17 protein-coding genes are annotated in these 18,926 nt (G+C 72.6%); 13 read left to right on the top strand and 4 right to left on the bottom strand.

The window, feature by feature from the left end; genetic code table 11:
- Positions 1-12: 12 nt before the first annotated feature.
- The 6 genes from AB0J24_RS21595 (at position 13) to pqqE (ending at position 4,951) form a co-directional block, all read left to right on the top strand.
- Complete coding sequence (locus AB0J24_RS21595; RefSeq protein WP_358684041.1) at positions 13-1,701, top strand: PQQ-dependent dehydrogenase, methanol/ethanol family; 1,689 nt, start codon at positions 13-15, stop codon at positions 1,699-1,701.
- Positions 1,702-1,746: 45 nt separating this feature from the next.
- On the top strand, positions 1,747-1,839 hold the full coding sequence (pqqA, locus tag AB0J24_RS21590; RefSeq protein ID WP_085914394.1) for a pyrroloquinoline quinone precursor peptide PqqA: 93 nt from the start codon (positions 1,747-1,749) through the stop codon (positions 1,837-1,839).
- A gap of 76 nt (positions 1,840-1,915) precedes the next feature.
- Entirely contained in the window at positions 1,916-2,809 is an 894-nt protein-coding gene (gene pqqB / locus AB0J24_RS21585; protein ID WP_358684038.1) for a pyrroloquinoline quinone biosynthesis protein PqqB, read from the top strand.
- Positions 2,810-3,505, top strand: coding sequence for a pyrroloquinoline-quinone synthase PqqC (gene pqqC / locus AB0J24_RS21580; protein ID WP_358684036.1), 696 nt, complete (start codon positions 2,810-2,812; stop codon positions 3,503-3,505). It abuts the gene before it with no gap.
- Positions 3,492-3,836, top strand: coding sequence for a pyrroloquinoline quinone biosynthesis peptide chaperone PqqD (gene pqqD / locus AB0J24_RS21575; protein ID WP_358684034.1), 345 nt, complete (start codon positions 3,492-3,494; stop codon positions 3,834-3,836). Before pqqC ends, pqqD begins: the two co-directional genes overlap by 14 nt.
- 8 nt (positions 3,837-3,844) lie before the next feature.
- A complete protein-coding gene (gene pqqE, locus AB0J24_RS21570) occupies positions 3,845-4,951 on the top strand; it encodes a pyrroloquinoline quinone biosynthesis protein PqqE (RefSeq protein ID WP_358684032.1) in 1,107 nt (368 codons plus the stop codon).
- 18 nt (positions 4,952-4,969) lie between these two features.
- Here pqqE and AB0J24_RS21565 read toward each other — a convergent pair whose 3' ends face one another.
- Positions 4,970-5,995 carry a sodium:proton exchanger gene (locus tag AB0J24_RS21565; protein ID WP_358684030.1) on the bottom strand — a complete coding sequence of 342 codons (1,026 nt, stop codon included), beginning with the start codon at positions 5,993-5,995 and terminating at the stop codon, positions 4,970-4,972.
- Positions 5,996-6,586: 591 nt separating this feature from the next.
- Between AB0J24_RS21565 and AB0J24_RS21560 the strand changes: the two genes are divergently transcribed.
- The 5 genes from AB0J24_RS21560 to AB0J24_RS21540 all read left to right on the top strand — a co-directional run bounded on the left by AB0J24_RS21560 (position 6,587) and on the right by AB0J24_RS21540 (position 10,633).
- Positions 6,587-8,164: an amidohydrolase gene (locus AB0J24_RS21560; RefSeq protein WP_358684028.1), complete on the top strand. Its 1,578-nt coding sequence runs from the start codon at positions 6,587-6,589 to the stop codon at positions 8,162-8,164.
- A 162-nt stretch (positions 8,165-8,326) separates the two neighbouring features.
- Positions 8,327-8,704, top strand: coding sequence for an FKBP-type peptidyl-prolyl cis-trans isomerase (locus tag AB0J24_RS21555; RefSeq protein ID WP_358684026.1), 378 nt, complete (start codon positions 8,327-8,329; stop codon positions 8,702-8,704).
- Complete coding sequence (locus tag AB0J24_RS21550; RefSeq protein ID WP_358684115.1) at positions 8,701-9,204, top strand: metallophosphoesterase; 504 nt, start codon at positions 8,701-8,703, stop codon at positions 9,202-9,204. The genes AB0J24_RS21555 and AB0J24_RS21550 overlap by 4 nt, the downstream gene beginning before the upstream one ends.
- A 230-nt stretch (positions 9,205-9,434) precedes the next feature.
- Entirely contained in the window at positions 9,435-9,887 is a 453-nt protein-coding gene (locus AB0J24_RS21545; RefSeq protein ID WP_358684024.1) for a nuclear transport factor 2 family protein, read from the top strand.
- On the top strand, positions 9,884-10,633 hold the full coding sequence (locus AB0J24_RS21540) for an alpha/beta fold hydrolase (protein ID WP_358684022.1): 750 nt from the start codon (positions 9,884-9,886) through the stop codon (positions 10,631-10,633). The genes AB0J24_RS21545 and AB0J24_RS21540 overlap by 4 nt, the downstream gene beginning before the upstream one ends.
- A 150-nt stretch (positions 10,634-10,783) precedes the next feature.
- Here the strand turns inward: AB0J24_RS21540 and AB0J24_RS21535 are convergent, their stop codons facing one another.
- Positions 10,784-11,887, bottom strand: coding sequence for a TerC family protein (locus tag AB0J24_RS21535; RefSeq protein WP_358684020.1), 1,104 nt, complete (start codon positions 11,885-11,887; stop codon positions 10,784-10,786).
- Positions 11,888-12,193: 306 nt separating this feature from the next.
- On the opposite strand from AB0J24_RS21535, the gene AB0J24_RS21530 reads away from it, so the two are divergent.
- Entirely contained in the window at positions 12,194-15,232 is a 3,039-nt protein-coding gene (locus AB0J24_RS21530) for an alpha/beta fold hydrolase (RefSeq protein WP_358684018.1), read from the top strand.
- Positions 15,229-16,143, top strand: coding sequence for an ABC transporter permease (locus tag AB0J24_RS21525; protein ID WP_358684016.1), 915 nt, complete (start codon positions 15,229-15,231; stop codon positions 16,141-16,143). Before AB0J24_RS21530 ends, AB0J24_RS21525 begins: the two co-directional genes overlap by 4 nt.
- A gap of 127 nt (positions 16,144-16,270) precedes the next feature.
- Here the strand turns inward: AB0J24_RS21525 and AB0J24_RS21520 are convergent, their stop codons facing one another.
- Both AB0J24_RS21520 and AB0J24_RS21515 read right to left on the bottom strand, forming a co-directional pair.
- Positions 16,271-17,557, bottom strand: coding sequence for a GAF domain-containing protein (locus tag AB0J24_RS21520; RefSeq protein ID WP_358684014.1), 1,287 nt, complete (start codon positions 17,555-17,557; stop codon positions 16,271-16,273).
- Between the two features lie 75 nt (positions 17,558-17,632).
- Positions 17,633-18,925, bottom strand: coding sequence for a glycosyltransferase family 87 protein (locus AB0J24_RS21515; RefSeq protein WP_358684012.1), 1,293 nt, complete (start codon positions 18,923-18,925; stop codon positions 17,633-17,635).
- Between the last annotated feature and the right edge of the window lies 1 nt (position 18,926).

The following is an 18,926-nucleotide window of genomic DNA, read 5'->3' as shown; positions in this document are numbered from 1 at the left end:
CAGGAGCACCAGATGACCGACTACGTCGATGCGGGCGAGGCGATCCCGCACACCCAGCTCAGCGCGGTGAAGGGGATCGCCCCCGCCACCACCAACGTGGACTACGAGCGCATCCGGGCGGCGACGTCCGAGCCGCAGAACTGGCTCACCTACTACGGCACCTACGACGGCAAGCGGTACAGCTCGCTGGACCAGATCAACAAGGAGACCGTCCGGCGGCTGGCCCCCGCCTGGGTCTTCCAGGCCGGTGCCACCGGCATGCAGTCCGGCGCCTCGACCTACTCGTTCGAGGCGTCCCCGCTGGTCGTCGACGGGGTCATGTACGTCTCCGGGCCGGACGGCAAGGCCTGGGCGATCGACGCGACCACCGGCGAGGAGCTGTGGCGCTACAAGCACGCCTCGCCCTACGACGTGTCGCTGTGCTGCGGCAACGTCAACCGCGGCCTCGCCGTCGGGCACGGCAAGGTCTACATGTACACCCTCAACGCGCACATCATCGCGCTCGACGCGACGACCGGGGAGAAGGTCTGGGACACCACCAACGGTGACGTCCGCGCCGGGGAGAGCGGCTCGGTCGCCCCCCTGGTCGTGAAGGACCTGGTGATCGTCGGGAGCGCCGGCGGGGAGTTCGGCGTCCGCGGGCACCTGGACGCCTTCGACGCGCACACCGGTGAGCGGCGCTGGCGCTGCTACACCGTCCCGAAGCCCGGTGAGCCCGGCTCCGAGACCTGGCCGGACGACGGTGAGGCGTGGCAGCGCGGCGGTGCGAACTGCTGGGTCACCCCCACCTACGACCCGGAGCTGGAGCTGCTCTACCAGGGCACCGGCAACCCGGCGCCGGACTTCGACGGCGGTGTCCGCCCCGGTGACAACCTCTACACCGACAGCGTCGTCGCGGTGGACGTGAACACCGGCGAGATCCGGTGGCACTACCAGTTCACCCCGCACGACCTGTGGGACTACGACTCCACGATGGAGAACCTGCTCTTCGACGCACCCGACGGGCGCAAGCTGCTCGCGCACGCCGACAAGAACGGGTACTTCTTCGTCCTCGACCGCACGAACGGCGAGCTGGTGCGGGTCTTCCCGTTCGTCGACCGGATCACCTGGGGCGAGATCACCCCCGACGGGAAGGTCACGCCCAAGATCTACCCGGACGAGGAGGGCGTCCCGGTGCACTTCTGGCCGGGACCGGCCGGTGGCAAGGAATGGACGCACATGTCCTACAACCCGAACACCGGGTTGATCTACGTCCCGGTCCAGGAGGTCGGGGCGACCGCCACCCGCCGACGTCGTGAGTTCAAGGAGTCGATCCCGTACTGGGGTGCCGGTGTCGCCGTGGACATCGAGGACTTCTACGGCTTCGTCGCCGCCATCGACCCGCTCACCGGGGAGGAGAAGTGGCGTTGGAACAACGAGTACCCGATGTGCGCGTCCACCCTGACCACGGCGGGCGGGCTGGTCTTCCAGGGCACGCCGACCGGTGAGTTCGTCGCGCTGGACGCCGACACCGGCGAGAAGCTGTGGTCGTTCCAGTGCGGCAGCGGGCACCACTCGAGCCCCACCCCGTTCAGCGTGGACGGCCGCCAGTACATCGCCGTACCGACCGGCTGGGGTGGCTGGATCGAAGGGTTCCTGCCGGGCCTGCTCGGCGCCGCCGCGGGTGACGCGCTGTTCTGCTTCGCCCTGCCCGAGGACTGACCCGGCCCCACACCTGTCCGCAGACCCGCACGAGAGGAGGTGAACATGGACTCCACCACCGAGTGGGAGGCGCCCGAGTTCGAGGAGATCGGCTGCGCACCCGAGGTCACGATGTACATCGCCCGCACCGAGGCGTGACGCCGGTGACGTCCAGGGGCGCCGGACCGGGTCCGGCGTCCCTGCCACGTCCGGGGAACCGACGAGGAGGGGACCGATGAGGGTGCGTGTCCTGGGTTCCGCCGCGGGCGGCGGATTCCCGCAGTGGAACTGTGGCTGTCCCGGTTGCCGCGCGGTCCGCGACGGGTCGCGGCCCGCGACACCGCGCACCCAGTCGTCCATCGCCGTCAGTCCCGACGGCGAGCGCTGGTGGCTGGTCAACGCCTCACCCGACATCCGTACCCAGCTGACCGACACCCCCGCGCTGCACCCGGTCGGCCACCGAGGCACCCCGCTGCAGGGCGTGCTGCTCACCGACGCCGAGATCGACCACACCCTCGGGCTGGTGCTGCTGCGCGAGGGCGGCGGGGTGCACCTGCACGCCACCGCCGCCACCCACCGCACCCTGGTCGACGGCACCGGCCTGCTGCCCACGCTCGAACGCTTCTGCCCGGTGACCTGGACCGAGGTGGTCCCCGGCACGGTCCACGACCTGGGCGGCCTGAGCTACCGCGCGTTCGACGCGCCCACCGGCAAGAACGACCGGTTCGGCACCTCGGGGAACGGCAGCGGTCGCGTCGTCGGGTACCGGTTCACCGACACCGGCACCGGACGGGCCGCGGTGTACCTGCCCGGTGTCCAGGCGCTCACCGCCGAGGTGCTCCACGAGCTCGCCGGCGCCGACCTGCTGCTGATCGACGGCACCACCTGGCACGACGACGAGCTGGTCCGGCTCGGGCTCGCCGCGAAGACCGCGCACGACATGGGGCACCTGCACGTCGGCGGGCCGGGCGGCAGCCTGGACGTGCTCACCGCGCTGGACCTGCCGCGGATCGTCTACGTGCACGTCAACAACACCAACCCGATCCTGCTCGAGGACTCCGACGAGCGCGCCGAGGTCGAGAAGGCCGGCGTCACCGTGGGCCACGACGGGCTGGAACTGGAGGTCTGAGTGACCGCGTCCCCCGACCCCGCAGCGCTGGTGGACCGCCTGCGCGCGCACGCCCGCAGCTATCACAGCGCGCACCCGTTCCACGTGCGGATGAACGAGGGCACCCTGTCCCCGGAGCAGATCCGCGGCTGGGTCGCGAACCGGTTCGCCTACCAGGAGGCCATCCCGGTCAAGGACGCGGCGATCCTGTCGAACTGCCCGGACGTCGCCGTCCGGCGGCGCTGGATCCGCCGGATCACCGACCACGACGGCACCGTGGACGACGGCCCCACCTCCGGCGGGATCGAGGCCTGGCTGCGGCTCGGCGAGGCGTGCGGGCTGACCCGCGAGGAGATCCTCGATCACCGGCACCTGCAGCCCGGGGTGCGGTTCGCGGTCGACGCCTACGTCGACTTCGCCCGGCGCAGGCCGTGGGTCGAGGCGGTCGCCTCGTCGCTGACCGAGCTGTTCGCCCCGGACCTGATGGCGCAGCGGCTGGCCGCGTTCGAGAAGTACTACACCTGGATCGAGCCGGGCGGGTTGGAGTACTTCCGCAACCGGCTCCTCCAGGCGCCGCGCGACTCCGAGCACGCCCTGGAGATCGTGGTGGAGCACTGCCGGACCGCGGCCGAGCAGGACGCCGCCGAGGCCGCGCTGTCCTTCAAGTGCGACGTCCTGTGGGCCATCATGGATGGGATCGACCATGCCTACGCGTGACGGGGCCGCCACGGTTCCCGTCCCCCGCAGCGGCGAGGGAGGTGCGGCCGAGGTGATCAGCGGGCAGGCGCGGCCCCGGCTCGGCCGGCACGTCCGGATGCGGCCGGACCGGCCGACCGGTGGCTGGGTGCTGCTCGGGCCGGAGACCGTCGTCGTGCTGAACCGGACCGGTCATGCGGTGCTGCGGCTGTGCGACGGCGAGCGCACGGTCGACGAGATCGTCGCCGCGCTCGTCGAGGGGCACGACGGCGCCGACGAGCTCACCGTCGGCGAGCAGGTGCGCGGGTACCTGGAGCGGCTCGCCGACCGGAACCTGGTGGACATGGGATGAGCACGGACATGAGCACGGACACGAGCACCGCCTCGGCCGCGCCTCGCCCGTTCGGGCTGCTCGCCGAGCTGACCTACCGCTGCCCGCTGGCCTGCGCCTACTGCTCCAACCCGATCGAGCTGGCCCGCTACGACGACGAACTGGGCACCGCGGACTGGCAGCGGGTCTTCACCGAGGCGGCGGACCTCGGCGTCCTGCAGTGTCACCTGTCCGGCGGTGAACCGCTGCTGCGCCGTGACCTGCCCGAGCTGGTCCGCACCGCGGCCGGGCTCGGGATGTACACCAACCTGGTGACCAGTGCGATGGGGCTGTCCCCGCGGCGCGCCGAGGAGCTGCGCGCGGCGGGCCTGGACCACGTGCAGGTCAGCGTGCAGGCCGACGAGCCGGCCACCTCGGACCGGATCGCCGGCATCCCGTCGTTCGAGCGGAAGCTGCAGGCGTGCCGGCTGGTCCGCGAGCTGGGCTGGCCGCTGACGGTCAACGTGGTGCTGCACCGGCAGAACATCGACCGGGTCGGTCCGATCCTCGATCTCGTCGAGGAGCTGCAGGCCGACCGGGTGGAGCTGGCCAACACCCAGTACTACGGCTGGGCGTGGAGGAACCGGACGGCGCTGCTGCCCTCCCGTGAGCAGCTCGACCGCGCCGAGGAGATCGTCACGGCGGCCCGGGAGCGGTTGGCCGGGCGGATGGAGGTCGTGCACGTCCTGCCCGACTACTACAGCCGCTACCCCAAGCCGTGCATGGGCGGCTGGGCCCAGCGCCAGCTCACGGTCGCGCCCGACGGTGACGCCCTGCCCTGCCCGGCCGCCCAGACGCTGCCGCTGCCCCGCGCGTCGGTGCGGGACGCCTCGCTGGCCGACATCTGGCAGTCGGCGCCGCTGTTCACCGCCTATCGCGGTGCGAGCTGGATGCAGGACCCGTGCCGGACCTGCGACCGCCGCGAGCTCGACCACGGCGGCTGCCGCTGCCAGGCGTTCCAGCTGACCGGTGATCCGGCCGCCACCGACCCGGTCTGTCACCTCTCCCCCGACCATCACCTGGTCGCCGAGGCGGTCGGCGAGGCGAACCGGCCGCTCCCGGTCGATCTGCAGCTGGTACCCCGTCCGCACCGGTAGGCAGCGACGGCTCGCTGATCAGTCGTCGTCGGCCGGGAGGACCCCGAACACCACGAAGCTGACGATCCAGTACAGGACGTAGGCCACCAGCAGCACCACACCGTGCCAGCGGCGCAACCGCCCGGTCCACAGTGCGTAGGTGGAGAACGCGATGAGCAGGATCAACGCCGGGAGGTGCCAGACGAAGACGTCGTCGGTCACCTCGATGTCGCCGCCGGCCAGCACGATGATCCCGAGCTTCGCGGTCACCGAGAACACCACGGAGCCGATCACGTTGCCGATGCCGATCAGCGGTGCGCCGCGCCGGGCCGGTTCCACGGTGAGGAAGATGTCCTCCAGGGTCAGCACCAGGGTCGCGATGGTCGCACCGAACACCGTGCCGGCGATGCCGAACTCGTCGAGGATCCCCTCGGTGCCCTCGGTCATCACCCAGGCACCGATGATCAGCCCGACCAGGGACAGGAACGCCAGCCCGAGCAGCGCCCAGCCGGGCAGGTGCCGCTTCGCGGTGATCGGGATGTCGCCGGTGTAGGAGAGATCGTCGGACGCCGTACCGCCGCGGACGCTTCCGGCCCGTTCCATCACCTCGCTGTCCCGGAAGACCGGCACGGCGCGGGTGCGTTCGCGGACCGCGACATAGGCGACGAAGGCCACGAACAGGGCGATCAGCCCGATCGCGAGACCCACGCCGACCTCACCGACGAACGCCAGCCCGACCAGCACGAGCGGCGACACCGCGAAGAGCACCAGGTAGTCCTTGGGGACCTCGACCCGGCACGGCACCAGCAACGCCGCCAGTGCCAGTACCACCCCGACCATGGAGGTCACGGTGCCGAAGACGACGCCGAGCGCGACCTCCTCCATTCCTTCCAGATTCAGGGCGACCCCGAATACGAGGTCGTCGAACTCGATTCCGGTGAAGATGACGGCGAGCAGGAACACCGAGATCGCGAGCCCGCGGGCGGCCCCGACGAGATAGGTGATCAGCTTCTCCGCGCTGTAGATCAACAGTGCGGCACCGGCGGCGAAAATCAGGATCGACATCATCGGCGATCGAGCCCTCCCACGAGTCTGGTCACTCTGACCAGCGCGGACGCACCACGGGACCCGACCGCGGTCGTCACGCACGAACTGTCATCCGGGCAGCATGATTCCGGAGCGAACGCCCAGGAGCCGCTACGGACCAGATGCTCGCAAACATGCGTCACCGACAACAGTGTTGATTTTCACCGCGAACCGGAGCACCATGTCGCGTTTCCGGCCCCGGAACCGATCGTCGACCGAGGACGTCCGATAAGGACCTGTCGACCACGCACCCGGCGTGCCGTCACCGCGCCCACTGCCCATCGGCCGACGACGATGCGGCCGTCGCCGCGGACGACGGCCGACACCCGGCGTCCGAGCGCGGAGAACTGCCGCTGCGCTCCGGAGAGGCTGTCCGAAAGGGCCGGTTCGTCACAGTCGGCCGTACCCGACCTGGCGGTGGGATACGGTGGCCGTGTCAGGGCGATCACACCCGTTCGCGAACCTCCATCTCCCGCTCCGGACCCCTGCCGCACATCGCACTTTCCTGCACATCACCGGTCTCGTTCGACCCGTCGAGCCCGCGCGCCCCGAAGACGAAAGCAGACGTCGATGTCCACTGTGTACACCAACGGCCGCATCTACACCGCGGATCCGCACGCCCCCTTCGCCGAGGCCATCGTGATCGATGGGAAAAGAGTCGCCTTCGTGGGTGGCGCGACCGAAGCCACGGCGATCGCCGGACCGGACGCGACGGCGGTCGATCTGGCCGGGAGGATGCTGATGCCCGGCATCCACGACAGTCACATCCACCTCCTGTTCGGTGGCCTGAAGTTCCTGTACGAGGATCGCGTGTCCGTCGGCGCGGGCGGTGAGCAGATCGTGCAGGAACTGCTCGAACTGCATTCGCCGCACGCATCGTCCACGCATTCGCACGACGAGTTCCCCTGGATCGTCGGTGGCGACGTCTCCCCGCCGGCGGACGGCACGGAGCGGCTCACCCGCAAGCACCTCGACGACGCGTTCCCCGACACCCCCGTCTACCTGTACGACTACTCGATCCATCACGGCGTGGCGAACACGAAGGCACTGGACGCGGCCGGTATCACCGAGGACGTCGAGGACATGCCCGGGGGGATGTTCCTCCGTGACGAGGAGCGGCGGCTCACCGGTGAGCTCATCGAGAAGGCCGGGTGGAGCGTCCGCCAGGCCATCCCGCCGCGGACACAGGAGGTCTACCGGAACGCCATGAAATGGGCGATCGACAACTGCCTCAAGTACGGCATCACCTCGGTCCAGGAGGCGTCGGCGTCGAGGCCGGAACTGGAAGCGCTCCGCGCGCTCGAACAGGACGGTGAGCTGAAGCTCCGTGTCGACGCGCACCTGGTGTGGCGGAACCAGGGCTTCGGGATGGGCACGGACGAGGAACTGGACGCGCTGCTCGACGACGCTCCGGCGTGGGCATCCGAGCATGTCGACACCAATTTCGTCAAGGTGTGGCTGGACGGTGCCCCGATGCCTCCCGTGAGCACCGTCGCCGGGCTGCGGGAAGACGGTTCGGTCGACACCGACTGGCTCCTCGTCCAGGAAGACGAGTTGCTGGACATGCTCCGCAAGTTCGACGCCGCGGGCCGCACCGTGAAGATTCACTGCGCCGCGGAGGGGGCGACCCGTACCGCACTCGACGCGATCGAGCGACTTCGCGCCGAGAACCCCGACGGAACGATGCACGAGCTCGCCCATGCCGCGTTCGTGACGGATTCCGACATGGTGCGCCTCGCGCCGCTGAACGTCACGGCGGAGATGTCACCTGCGGTATGGCACCTCGACGCCTTCGGCATGGCGCACAAGTTCGCGTTCCGGAACATGCTCGACCACGGGGTGCGGATGGTCCTGGGATCCGACTGGATCAACACACCCGACCCGAACCTCTTCCCGGCCATCCAAGGCACGGTGCAGCACGCGACCTCTCCGATCGATCTGCACTCCGCCCTGGCCGCGGTCACGCGGGTCCCGGCGGAGTCGCGTGGCAAGCTCGGTGACCGCGGGACGCTGGCGGCCGGGAAGGTCGCCGACTATCTTGTTCTCGACCGCGACCTGTTCGCCGTGCCGGTCGACGAGATCGGGGCGACGGTCGTCCTCCAGACGTACATCGACGGCGAGCTCGTCCATGCGCACGACGGCGGGTGAGACCGGCAGGTGGTCCACGCTCCACGTGGACCTGTCCGCGCCTCGACCTCGTTCAGGCGCACAACGCGTCACGGTGTCCCCCTGCGCACCCGACGCCCCGGCTCTGGCATGGTCGCCCGCGACAGCCGACCGACGTCGGAACCGCCGCACAGGGAGCGCCCCGTGACCGCACCGCAGAAGCCCGCCGTCGAGATCGTCGACGGCCCGCTGCCCACCGACCTGGTCGCCGAGGACCTCGGTGTCGGCGACGGCACCGAGGCCAAGCCCGGTGACACCGTCGCCGTGCACTACGTCGGCGTCGCCCAGTCCACCGGCCGGGAGTTCGACAACTCCTACGACCGCGGCCAGCCGCTGCGCTTCGGCCTGGGCGCCGGTCAGGTCATCTCCGGCTGGGACACCGGCGTCACCGGGATGAAGGTCGGCGGCCGCCGCCGGCTCGTCATCCCGCCGCACCTGGGCTACGGGGAGCGCGGCGCGGGTGGCGTCATCGCGCCCCACGAGACGCTGGTCTTCGTCGTCGACCTGGTGGGCGTCAACTGAGCTCGCTGCTGCTGATCTCCGACACACACCTCCCGGCCCGGGCGAAGGACCTGCCCGGGCCGGTCTGGTCGGCGGTGGACGCCGCCGACGTCGTCGTGCACGCGGGCGACTGGTGTGTGCCCGAACTGCTCGACCGGTTGACCGAGCGTGCCTCCCGGCTGGTGGCGTGCTGGGGGAACAACGACGGCGCCGAACTCCGCGCCCGGCTGTCCGAGACGGCCCGCGTGGTGATCGACGGGGTGCGGGTCGCCGTCACCCACGAGACCGGCGCCCGGCAGGGCCGCGAACGGCGGGCGCTGCGCGCGCACCCGGACACCGACCTGCTCGTGTTCGGGCATTCGCACATCCCGTGGGACTCCACCGCGGGCGGGTTGCGGTTGCTCAACCCCGGCTCCCCCACCGACCGGCGGCGGATGCCGACCCACACCTGGATGACGCTGACGCTGGACGGCGGCCGGGTCGACGACGTCGCCCTGCACCACCTGGAGAACGGGCGGTGACCGCACACCCGTCGCCGCGGTGCCCCTGGGAACCGGGTGCGCCCGCGCAGAACTCGATCACGCCGGGGAGCCCGACCGCGCCGGGGCTCGGCGGACCGCGCCCGGTATGAGCCGCGCCACACTCGTCGTCGTCGACTTGAGCGTGCCGCTGCGGCATGGATTCTCCTCGCTCGGACGGCACCCGCGCACAGCGCCGGGAGCCGGGCCCCGACCGAGGAGGCACCCACGCCGTGACAGTGCCCGACCCGAACGACAGCGACCCGATCGAGAGTCTCGCGGTCGCGATCAACGCGCACGACCCGCGGCGGATCGCCGCCTGCTTCACCGAGGACTACCGCGCCGAGACACCGCACCGCCCGGCAGAGGGCTTCGTCGGATCCGACCGGGTGCACGCCAACTGGACCGCGATCCTGGCCCGCCTCCCGGACCTGCGGGCCCGAGTGCTGCGGCGGGCCACCGCCGGGCCGGAGCTCTGGTCGGAGTGGGACATGACCGGCACCGGGCCGGACGGCGGAGCGGTGGTGCTGTGCGGGCCGGTCATCATGACGACCCGCGACGGACGCATCGACCGCGCACGGTTCTACCTGAGCGCAGTGACGGACCCGGGCCCCGCCGTCGCGGACGACCGGAGAGGCCTCGCCGCCTCGTCGCCCGGGGACGAACCGGAGGCAGGAGGCCGATGACCGTCGTACTCGTGCACGGCAACCCCGAGACCGCCGCCGTGTGGAACCCGTTGCTCGACGTCCTCGGCCGGGAGGACGTGGTGCGGCTCTCCCCGCCCGGTTTCGGCGCGCCGCTGCCACCGGACTTCGAGGCCACCGTGCCCGGTTACCGGTCCTGGCTGGAGGCCGAGCTGGAGCGGTTCGCCCGGCCGGTCGACCTGGTGGGGCACGACTGGGGCGGCAACCACGTCGTCGCGGTCGCGATGCGGAGACCGGAGCTGCTGCGCAGCTGGGCCACCGACACCATCGGGATCTTCGCTCCGGACTACACCTGGCATCCGCTCGCCGAACGCTGGCAGGCACCCGGGGCCGGCGAGGAGTTCGTCCGGTCCCAGTTCTCGCCGCCGCCGCCGGAGCGGAAGGCGATGCTCGAGGGGATCGGCGTCCCGGCCTCGGTGTCGGCCGAGCTGGCCGCCGGCATGACCGCGGACATGGCGACCGCCGTCCTGTCGCTCTACCGGTCGGCGGTGCAGCCGACGATGGCCGACCTCGGCCGCGACCTGGAGCGGGCCGCGCGCCGCCCGGGACTCGCGGTGCTGGCGGCCGCGGACCGCAACGTCGGCACCGACGAGCAGCGCCGGGCCGCGGCCGCGCGCGCCGGAGCGGCAGTGGTGTCGGCGGACCTGGGGCACTGGTGGATGGCCGAGGACCCGCGGTGGGCCGCAGGCGTCCTCACCGCGTTCTGGGCCGGGCTCGGCGACACCTGACCGGCCGTCCTTCCCCCGAGGGGCCACCGCGCCGACGGGGCGCGAGCACCATGGGCACGGCGCCGGGACGGCATCGCCTCGGCGGCCGGAGGTCCTGGGGTCCCCCGACCGGCCCCGGCCCGGTCGGCCGGTGCGGCGGCGACCGGCGCGTCAGCCGCCCGGTCGCGTCCGCGGCGCGGCCACGTGGTGGTCGGCCTTCTCGTCCTCGGCGACCAACCGCGCTGCCTCCTCCTTCGTGCGGGCCAGCGGCGGCGCCGTGATCGGGCCGCTCCGCTCGGCCAGCTCCGGCCGGATCCGGACCGCGACCAGGCTCGCGACCGTGGTGACCACCAGCACGCCGACGATGACGATCAGCGACAGGCCGGTCCCGATGTCGGGAACCGGCAGCGGCTCACCGCCGTTCAGGAACGGCAGCTCGTTCTCGTGCAACGCGTGCAGCGCGAGCTTGACGCCGATGAAGCCGAGCAGCACGGCCAGCCCGTAGGACAGGAAGACCAGCCTGTTCAGCAGGCCGCCCAGCATGAAGTACAGCTGACGCAGCCCCATCAGCGCGAACGCGTTCGCGGTGAACACCAGGTACGGCTCCTGGGTCAGGCCGAAGATCGCCGGGATCGAGTCCAGCGCGAACATGATGTCGGTGACGCCGATCGCGATCATCACGACCAGCATCGGGGTCAGCCAGCGCTTCCCGTCGATCCGCACGGTGGTCCGGGCGCCGTGGTAGTCCTCGGTGACCGGGAAGGCCCGGCGCACCAGCCGCAGCACCCGGCCCTCCTGCCACTCCTCGTCGTCCCCGCCGGCTGCCCGTCTGACCAGTGAGAAGGCCGTGTAGACCAGGAACCCGGCGAACAGGTAGAAGACCCAGCTGAAGCGGTCGATCACGGCGGCGCCGGCCGCGATGAAGACGCTCCGCATGGCCAGCGCGATTACGATCCCGACCAGCAGCACGCGGTGCTGGTGGATCACCGGCACCCTGAAGGCCGACATGATGATCAGGAAGACGAACAGGTTGTCGACCGAGAGCGAGTACTCGGTCAGGTACCCGGCGAAGAACTCCCCGGCGTACCCACCGCCGGCCACCAGCCACACGCCGACGCCGAACGCGACGGCCAGCGCGACGTAGAGGACCACCCAGCGGGTGACCTCGCCGAGGGTCACCACGTGCGGCTTGTGGTCGTTCACGAACAGGTCGAACCCGATCACCAGGACGAAGCCGGCGATCGTGACCAGCCATACCCACAGGGGGACGTTCACGTAGTTCCTCCAGGACCGGGCCGCACCGAGCAGCCCGAGGTCTCCTCACGCCACGACGGCGCTGCCGGCGGCACCGGGACGGGACGACGACGCCGCGCGAACGGAGTGCCTCCGTGCTGCTCGGGGTCGAGTCTCCTCCTCGGCGGATTGCGTCGCGAGACGGGGTGATCGAGGGCACCGTGCAGTGGCCGTCGGGTGTCCCCGTCCGTCCGGTTCGCCGGTTCCGTGCACCCCTGGGTCGGCACCCGCACCGCGGGGGCGGGACGGCACGCCCGTCGCGGTCTGCGTAGTTTCGGTGAGGTGCACGTGCGCCCCCTCCTCCGCCGGGCCTCCCCCGGCTCGCTGATCACCCTGCTCGTCGCGGGCCTGCTGGTGTCAGCCGCACCGGTCGCTGCCGCGGCCACCGGTGACGACGGCGGGAGCATCGCCGTGACCGAGGAGCGGGTGGAGGTGCCCGTGGGCCCGGGCGAGCCCGGGACAGTGGAGATCGACACCTCCCTGTACGTGCCGGCCTCGGCCTCCGCGGCGGCGCCCGCGCCGGCACTGCTGGTCGCGCACGGGTTCGGTGGCAGCAAGGACAGCGTGCACGACGACGCCCGGGAGCTCGCCGAACGCGGTTACGTCGTGCAGACGTGGACCGCCCGCGGGTTCGGCGCGTCGGGCGGGTTCATCGGCCTGAACGATCCGGACCGGGAGGTCGCCGACGCCTCCCGGCTGATCGACCGGCTCGCCGAGCGCCCCGAGGTGCAGCGCGACGGCGAGGGCGATCCACGGGTGGGCGTGACCGGCGGCTCCTACGGCGGTGGTCTCGCGCTGCTGCTCGCCGGTCACGACGACCGCGTCGACGCGATCGCACCGGCGATCACCTGGAACGACCTGGGCCAGTCGCTGTTCCCGAACAACGCCGCCCCCGCCGGCAGCGGGCTACCCGCAACTCCGGCCGCCGCCGCGGCGGCACCGGACGGGGTCTTCAAGAGCGGTTGGGCCGGGGTCTTCTTCGGCTCCGGTGGCCGGGTCACCGGCGGGGGTGCCGGGCCGGGCGACGGGGGCGGCAGCGGCGCCGGTTCGTTCGGCGGCGGCGCCGACGGGGCGGGGCCGGACGGTGCCGGTCCCGGCGCGGGAAGCCCGGGCGGCGCGGAGCCGGACACGGCAGACGCAGCCGGCGGCGCCGGGCCGGACGGCGCCGCGGTGGCCGGCCCCGGTGCGAGCGCGCCGGCCGCCACGGGCGACGCGCCGGCCGTCCCCGCTCCCGGTGTTCAGCTGACCTGCGGCCGCTTCGCACCACAGCTGTGCGCCGCCTACTCGGAGGCGGCCCGGACCGGCCGGCTCTCGCCGGAACTGGCGGCGCTGATGGACCGGGCCTCGCCCGCGTCCGTCACCGACCGGATCACCGCGCCGACGCTGCTCGTGCAGGGCGAGCAGGACACCCTGTTCGGTCTCGACCAGGCCGACGCCAACGCCCGTGAGATCGCCGCGGCCGGCACCTCGGTGTCGGTGCTGTGGTTCGCCGGGGGCCACGACGGCGGCGCCGCGGACGCACAGGTCCGCAGCCGGATCGGGGACTGGTTCGACCAGCACCTGCGCGGGCTGCCGGCCGCCGACGCCACGTCCGGGGCGCTGGCCGAGGCACCGTTCGCCTACCAGGTGCGCAGCAACGTCCGGACCCGTGGCGACACGCCCACCGGTCGCACCGTCCTCGCCGACGCGTACCCGGGTCTCACCGGTGGCGAGACCCCCACCACTGCGGTGCCGCTGTCCGGGGACCGGCAGCTCGTCGTGCACCCGCCCGGTGGCAACCCGGCCACGACCACATCGCTGCCCGGTCTCGGATCGACGCTGGGCTCGCTGGGCTCGCTGTCCGGGCTCGCCGCGCCCGGGCAGTCCGCCCGGTTCGTCTCCGAGCCGGTCGCCGAGCCGATGCAGCCCTCCGGTTCCGCGCGCGTCACCGTCGAGGTCTCCCGGGTCCCCGGCCAGCCGGCGCCCGAGACCGCGGTGCTGTTCGGTTCGATCACCGCGGTCTCCCCGGACGGTCGCAGCACCCTGCTCGGCAATGCGGTCGCCCCGATCCGGGTCGCCGTCCCCGCCGACGGCACCCCGGTCGGGACGACGGTGACGCTGCCCGGTGTCGTCGCCCCCGTCCCGTCGGGCAGCAGGCTGATGGTCCAACTGTCGACGACCGACCGGGGATTCGCCTCCGGCACCGACCCGGCGGTCTGGCAGGTCGCTCTCGCCGGTGACCCGGTACTGGCCGTCCCGGAGGTGCCCGGCCGCACCGAGAGCACCGGGACCGTCCCGCTGTGGCCGGTACTCGCGTCCGCCGCGGTGCTCACCGGTGCGTTCGTGCTGTGGCTGCTGGCCCGGCGCCGGGCCGCCCGCGCCGATCCGGAGGCCGGCGGTCCGGACGACGCCGACGCCCCGCCGCTGGAGGTCGACGGGCTCGCCAAGACCTATCGCAACGGCTTCCGGGCGGTGTCCGACGTGTCGTTCACCGTCCCGCGCGGCGCGGTGCTCGGCCTGCTCGGCCCGAACGGTGCCGGCAAGACCACCGTGCTGCGGATGCTGATGGGGCTGATCGCACCCACGTCCGGGCAGATGCGGGCGTTCGGCAGCCCGATCCGGCCCGGGGCCGCGGTGCTGTCGCGGATCGGCGCGTTCGTGGAGGGGCCCGGTTTCCTGCCGCACCTGTCCGGCGCGGAGAACCTGCGACTGTACTGGGAGGCCACCGGCCGCCCCGTCGAGCAGGCCCGGATGGCGGAGACCCTCGAGATCGCCGGGCTCGGCGACTCCGTGCACCGCAAGGTCGGCACCTACTCGCAGGGAATGCGGCAGCGGCTGGCGATCGCGCAGGCCATGCTCGGGCTGCCGGAGCTGCTGATCCTCGACGAACCCACCAACGGCCTCGACCCGCCCCAGATCCACGCGATGCGTGAACTGCTGCGCCGCTACGCCTCCGGCGGGCGGACCGTGCTGGTGTCCAGCCACCTGCTCAGCGAGGTCGAGCAGACCTGCACCGACGTGGTCGTCATGCACCGGGGCACGGTCGTCGCCGCCGGCACGGTCGCCGAGCTCACCGCGGCCGGTGGCGGATCGGCGTTCACCGTGGAGCCGGCCGGGCGGGCGGTCGAGGTGCTGTCCGGGATCGAGGGCGTCAGCGACGTCGTCCCGGGTGAGCAGCCGGGTGTCGTGCACGCCCAGCTGGACGACGTGGGCCGTGCCGAGGTGGTGACGGCGCTGGTCACCGCGGGGGTGGCGGTGAGCGCGGCCGGACCGCGCGGACGTCTGGAGGACGCGTTCCTCGACCTGGTGGGGCCCGAGGGCCGGGACGTGAGCGGAGGCATGCGGTGACGGACCGTACGGCGAGCGACGAGCGTCAGCTCTCCACCCGCCGCGGACACGTCGGCGACCTGGTCGCGGGCGGTGCCGCCCCGCCCGCCGTTCCCGGCCGGACGCTGCCGCTGCGCACCGAGCTGGCCCGCCAGCTGGGGCGGCGGCGAACCCAGGTGGTGTTCGCGCTGGTCCTGGCGATGCCGCTGATCCTGCTGGCCGCGTTCTCCCTCGGCGGTGGTGACGACGGCCGGGCCTCCGGGCCGAACCTGGTCGACCTGGCGTCGGGCAGCGCCGCCAACTTCGCCGTGTTCACCCTGTTCGCCTCGGCGAGCTTCCTGCTCGTCGTCCTGGTCGCGCTGTTCTTCGGCGACACCGTGGCAGCGGAGGCGTCCTGGTCGTCGCTGCGCTATCTGCTCGCCGTGCCGGTCCCCCGGGCCCGGTTGCTGCGGCAGAAGGCGATCGTCGCGGGGCTGCTGTCGGTGGCGGCGCTGCTGCTGCTGCCGGTGGCGTCACTGGTGGTCGGCGCCGTCGCCTACGGCACCGGGGACCTGGTGTCCCCGCTCGGCGAGTCGCTGCCGTTCTGGACAGCGGTCGGGCGGGTCATGCTCGGCGCGCTCTTCCTGGTGGTCCAGCTCAGCTGGGTCGCCGGGCTGGCGCTGCTGCTGTCGGTGAGCACGGACGCCCCGCTGGGCGCCGTCGGTGGAGCCGTGATGGCGTCGATCGTGTCGCAGATCATCGACCAGATCGAGGACCTCGGCATCATCCGGAACTTCCTGCCGACCCACTACGGCGACGCCTGGTCGGCGTTGCTCGCGAACGACGCCGACTGGGCCGACATGACCTACGGCGCGTTCTCCGCGATCTGCTACGCGACGGTGTTCATGGGCGCGGCCGCCTGGCACTTCAGCCGCAAGGACATCACCAGCTGAGAGGCGAGCCGCCCGACGCGCCGAGATGCAGCGCAGCGGGAGAACTCGATCTCTGTGGCCCGCTGAGCTGCATCTCGGCGAGCCGGCGGTGCTCGGGGCGGGGCGCGCGGGGCGGTGGTGCTCCCGCTCAGTCCCGGGCCAGGGCGGCGACTCCCGGGGCGGTCGATTCCCGGACGAGGCGGCTGTGCGCCAGCCCGGCGAGGTCCAGCTCGACCTCGGGAGCGACCCGGTACGGCCGGGCCAGCAGGATCCCGCCGAGGCGGCGGCGCAACCGCGACATCTCCGCCCGGACCGTGACCAGGTGGGCCCGGTCCCCGTAGAGCCCCTCCGACAGCGCCGCGGCGTCCAGCCCGCCCGCGCCCGCCGACGCGAGCAGCACCAGGACCTCCGCGTGCCGGGTCGACAGCGCGTGCACCCAGCGGCCGGTGCCCTCGACGACGGCGTTCGGCGGGCGCCCGTCCAGCTCCAGGCTCAGCCGCATCCGCTGCGCCCCGGCCGCCCCCGCGGGGCGCAGCAGCCAGCCGCCGGGCACCGGTTCGGGCAGGCACGGCCCGAGCCCGTGCACCGCGAGCAACCGGTCCGCGGCCGGGACGGCGACCCGTTCCACCGCGGGCAGCCCGGTCGCGGCGGCCACCCAGCCGTGGTCGTCGACGACCAGCCCCGGCCCGCAGGTCCGTGCCAGCATCGGCGCACCGATGGTGCGTAGTGCGTCGAGCCGGGCCTCGTGCCGGTGCCACAATCCCGCTTCGGCGAGCCGCACGGCGGTGTCGACCAGCGCGACCGTGGTCGGATGGATGGTCTCGGCCGGCCCGGAGACGTCGACGACGCCGAGCAGTTCACCGCTGCGCGGGTCGTGCACCGGGGCCGCGGTGCAGGTCCAGCCGTGGTGGCTGCGGACGAAGTGCTCGGCGGAGAAGATCTGTACCGGGCCGCCCTCGGCAAGTGCGGTGCCGATGGCGTTCGTGCCGACCGAGGTCTCCGACCAGTCGGCGCCCTCGGTGAAACCGAGCGTGTCGGCGCGGCGGCGCACCGCGGTGGAACCCTCCCGCCAGAGCAGGACCCCGTCGGCGTCGGTGACGACCATGACGTGCCGGGCGTCCTCGGCGACCGAGGTGAGGGCGGAGCGCAGCGCGGGGAGAACCGGGACCAGCGGGGACTCCGAGCGCCGTCGCTCGACGGTGCCCGCATCGAGCGGGCCGGGCGGATCACCCGCGTCGGGGTCCACACCCTGCGCGCGGACCCGGTCCCAGGAACGCGCGACCAGGCTGCGGGCGCGACCGGGCGCCTTGTCACCGGACAGCGCCGCCTCGTGCAGGCGGGAGAGCATCCGGGCGTGCCGGCCCAGGTCGGTGCCCGGCCGGACCGCGCAGATGCTCGCCTGGTCCCGGGCGTCGCCGGCAGGGTGCACCTCCACCGGGCCCAGGTTAGGTCCGCCGTGTGGCGCGCGCCATAGCCGGCCGGGCGGGCCGGTTCCGGTCGGGCCGGCGGGTCACCCGCCGACGCGCAACCGCTCCGGCTCGGGGGCCTGCGGGCCGCCCGGACGACCGGGCCCGCGGGTGACGTACCAGCAACCCAGCCCGAGCGCGATCGCCGCGGGGATGACGTAGCTCGCCCCGAGCACCTGCTCCCACAGGCTCCACTTCATCTCGACACCCCACACGTTCGGCATCCAGCGGAACGGCGCGATGTAGAAGATCGCGGCGATCACGGCGCCGATCGCGGCCCAGGCCACCGAGCGGTGCCGGACGGCGTGCGCGCCGATCGCGATCAGGCCGGGGACCACCCAGACCCAGTGGTGCGACCAGGCGGTCGGCGTCGCCATGAGCACGACCGCCGCCGTCGCGGCCAGCGCGAGCACCGGCTCCGAGCGCCGGATCACCGGGACGGCCAGCGCCAGCAGCACCGCGACGACGGCCAGCCAGAGCACCGTGAACCAGGGCTCGGGAACCTCCTGGCGGGCCAGCACGGCCTGCACGGTCTCGTTGGAGAAGAACGTCGATCCGCTGACCCCGGACGCGGGACCGCTGACGAACCAGTACCGGTAGGACGAGGCCGGGTCCACCACGAAGCCGATCAGCGTCGCGACGACCCCGGTGACGACGGCGACCGCGCACGCCTTCCAGTCCCGGCGGACCAGCAGGAACAGTACGAACCCGGCCGGTGTCAGCTTGATCGCCGCGGCGAGGCCGAGCAGCATCCCGCGCGGCCACAGCGTGCGCGGGGCCAGGCAGTCGACGAGGACGAGCAGCATCAGAACGAGGTTGATCTGACCGAACGCGAACGTCTGCGCCACCGGTTCGGTCAGCAGCGCCGCGGCCAGCACCGGGACGCCCAGCACCACCCCGCCCCGCCAGCCCCCGGCCGGCCAGGCGACCCGGATCGCCAGGGCGATGCAGACCGCCAACGAGGCGACCGACACCACGAACTGCGTCGTGAAGGCGACCGCGTAGGGGACGACCGCCAGCGGGATCATCGCGATCGCCGCGAACACCGGGTAGATGAAGGGCAGCACCGGGCCGTGCAGCGGCGGTGGGAGCTCGCCGTACATGTCCCCGCCGGCCAGCCAGACCTGCACCCCGATCCGGTAGATGTCCAGGTCGAGCGCGTAGTTCCGGAGCCGGATCCAGGACCAGTACAGCGACGCGGCCAGCAGCGGCACGGTCAGCAGCAGGGTCACCCACGCGGTCGCCGCGCTGCGCAGCCACGACACGACGCCGAGCTGCCCGTCGGGGCCCGCCCCGGGCGGGACGTCCGGGTCGGGCGTGGTGCGGGTGACGGTCACG

Source organism: Pseudonocardia sp. NPDC049635 (genome assembly GCF_040659795.1).
Lineage (GTDB): Bacteria > Actinomycetota > Actinomycetes > Mycobacteriales > Pseudonocardiaceae > Pseudonocardia.
Note: the sequence above shows the minus strand (reverse complement) of the source record. Positions and strands in the feature narration are given on the sequence as shown.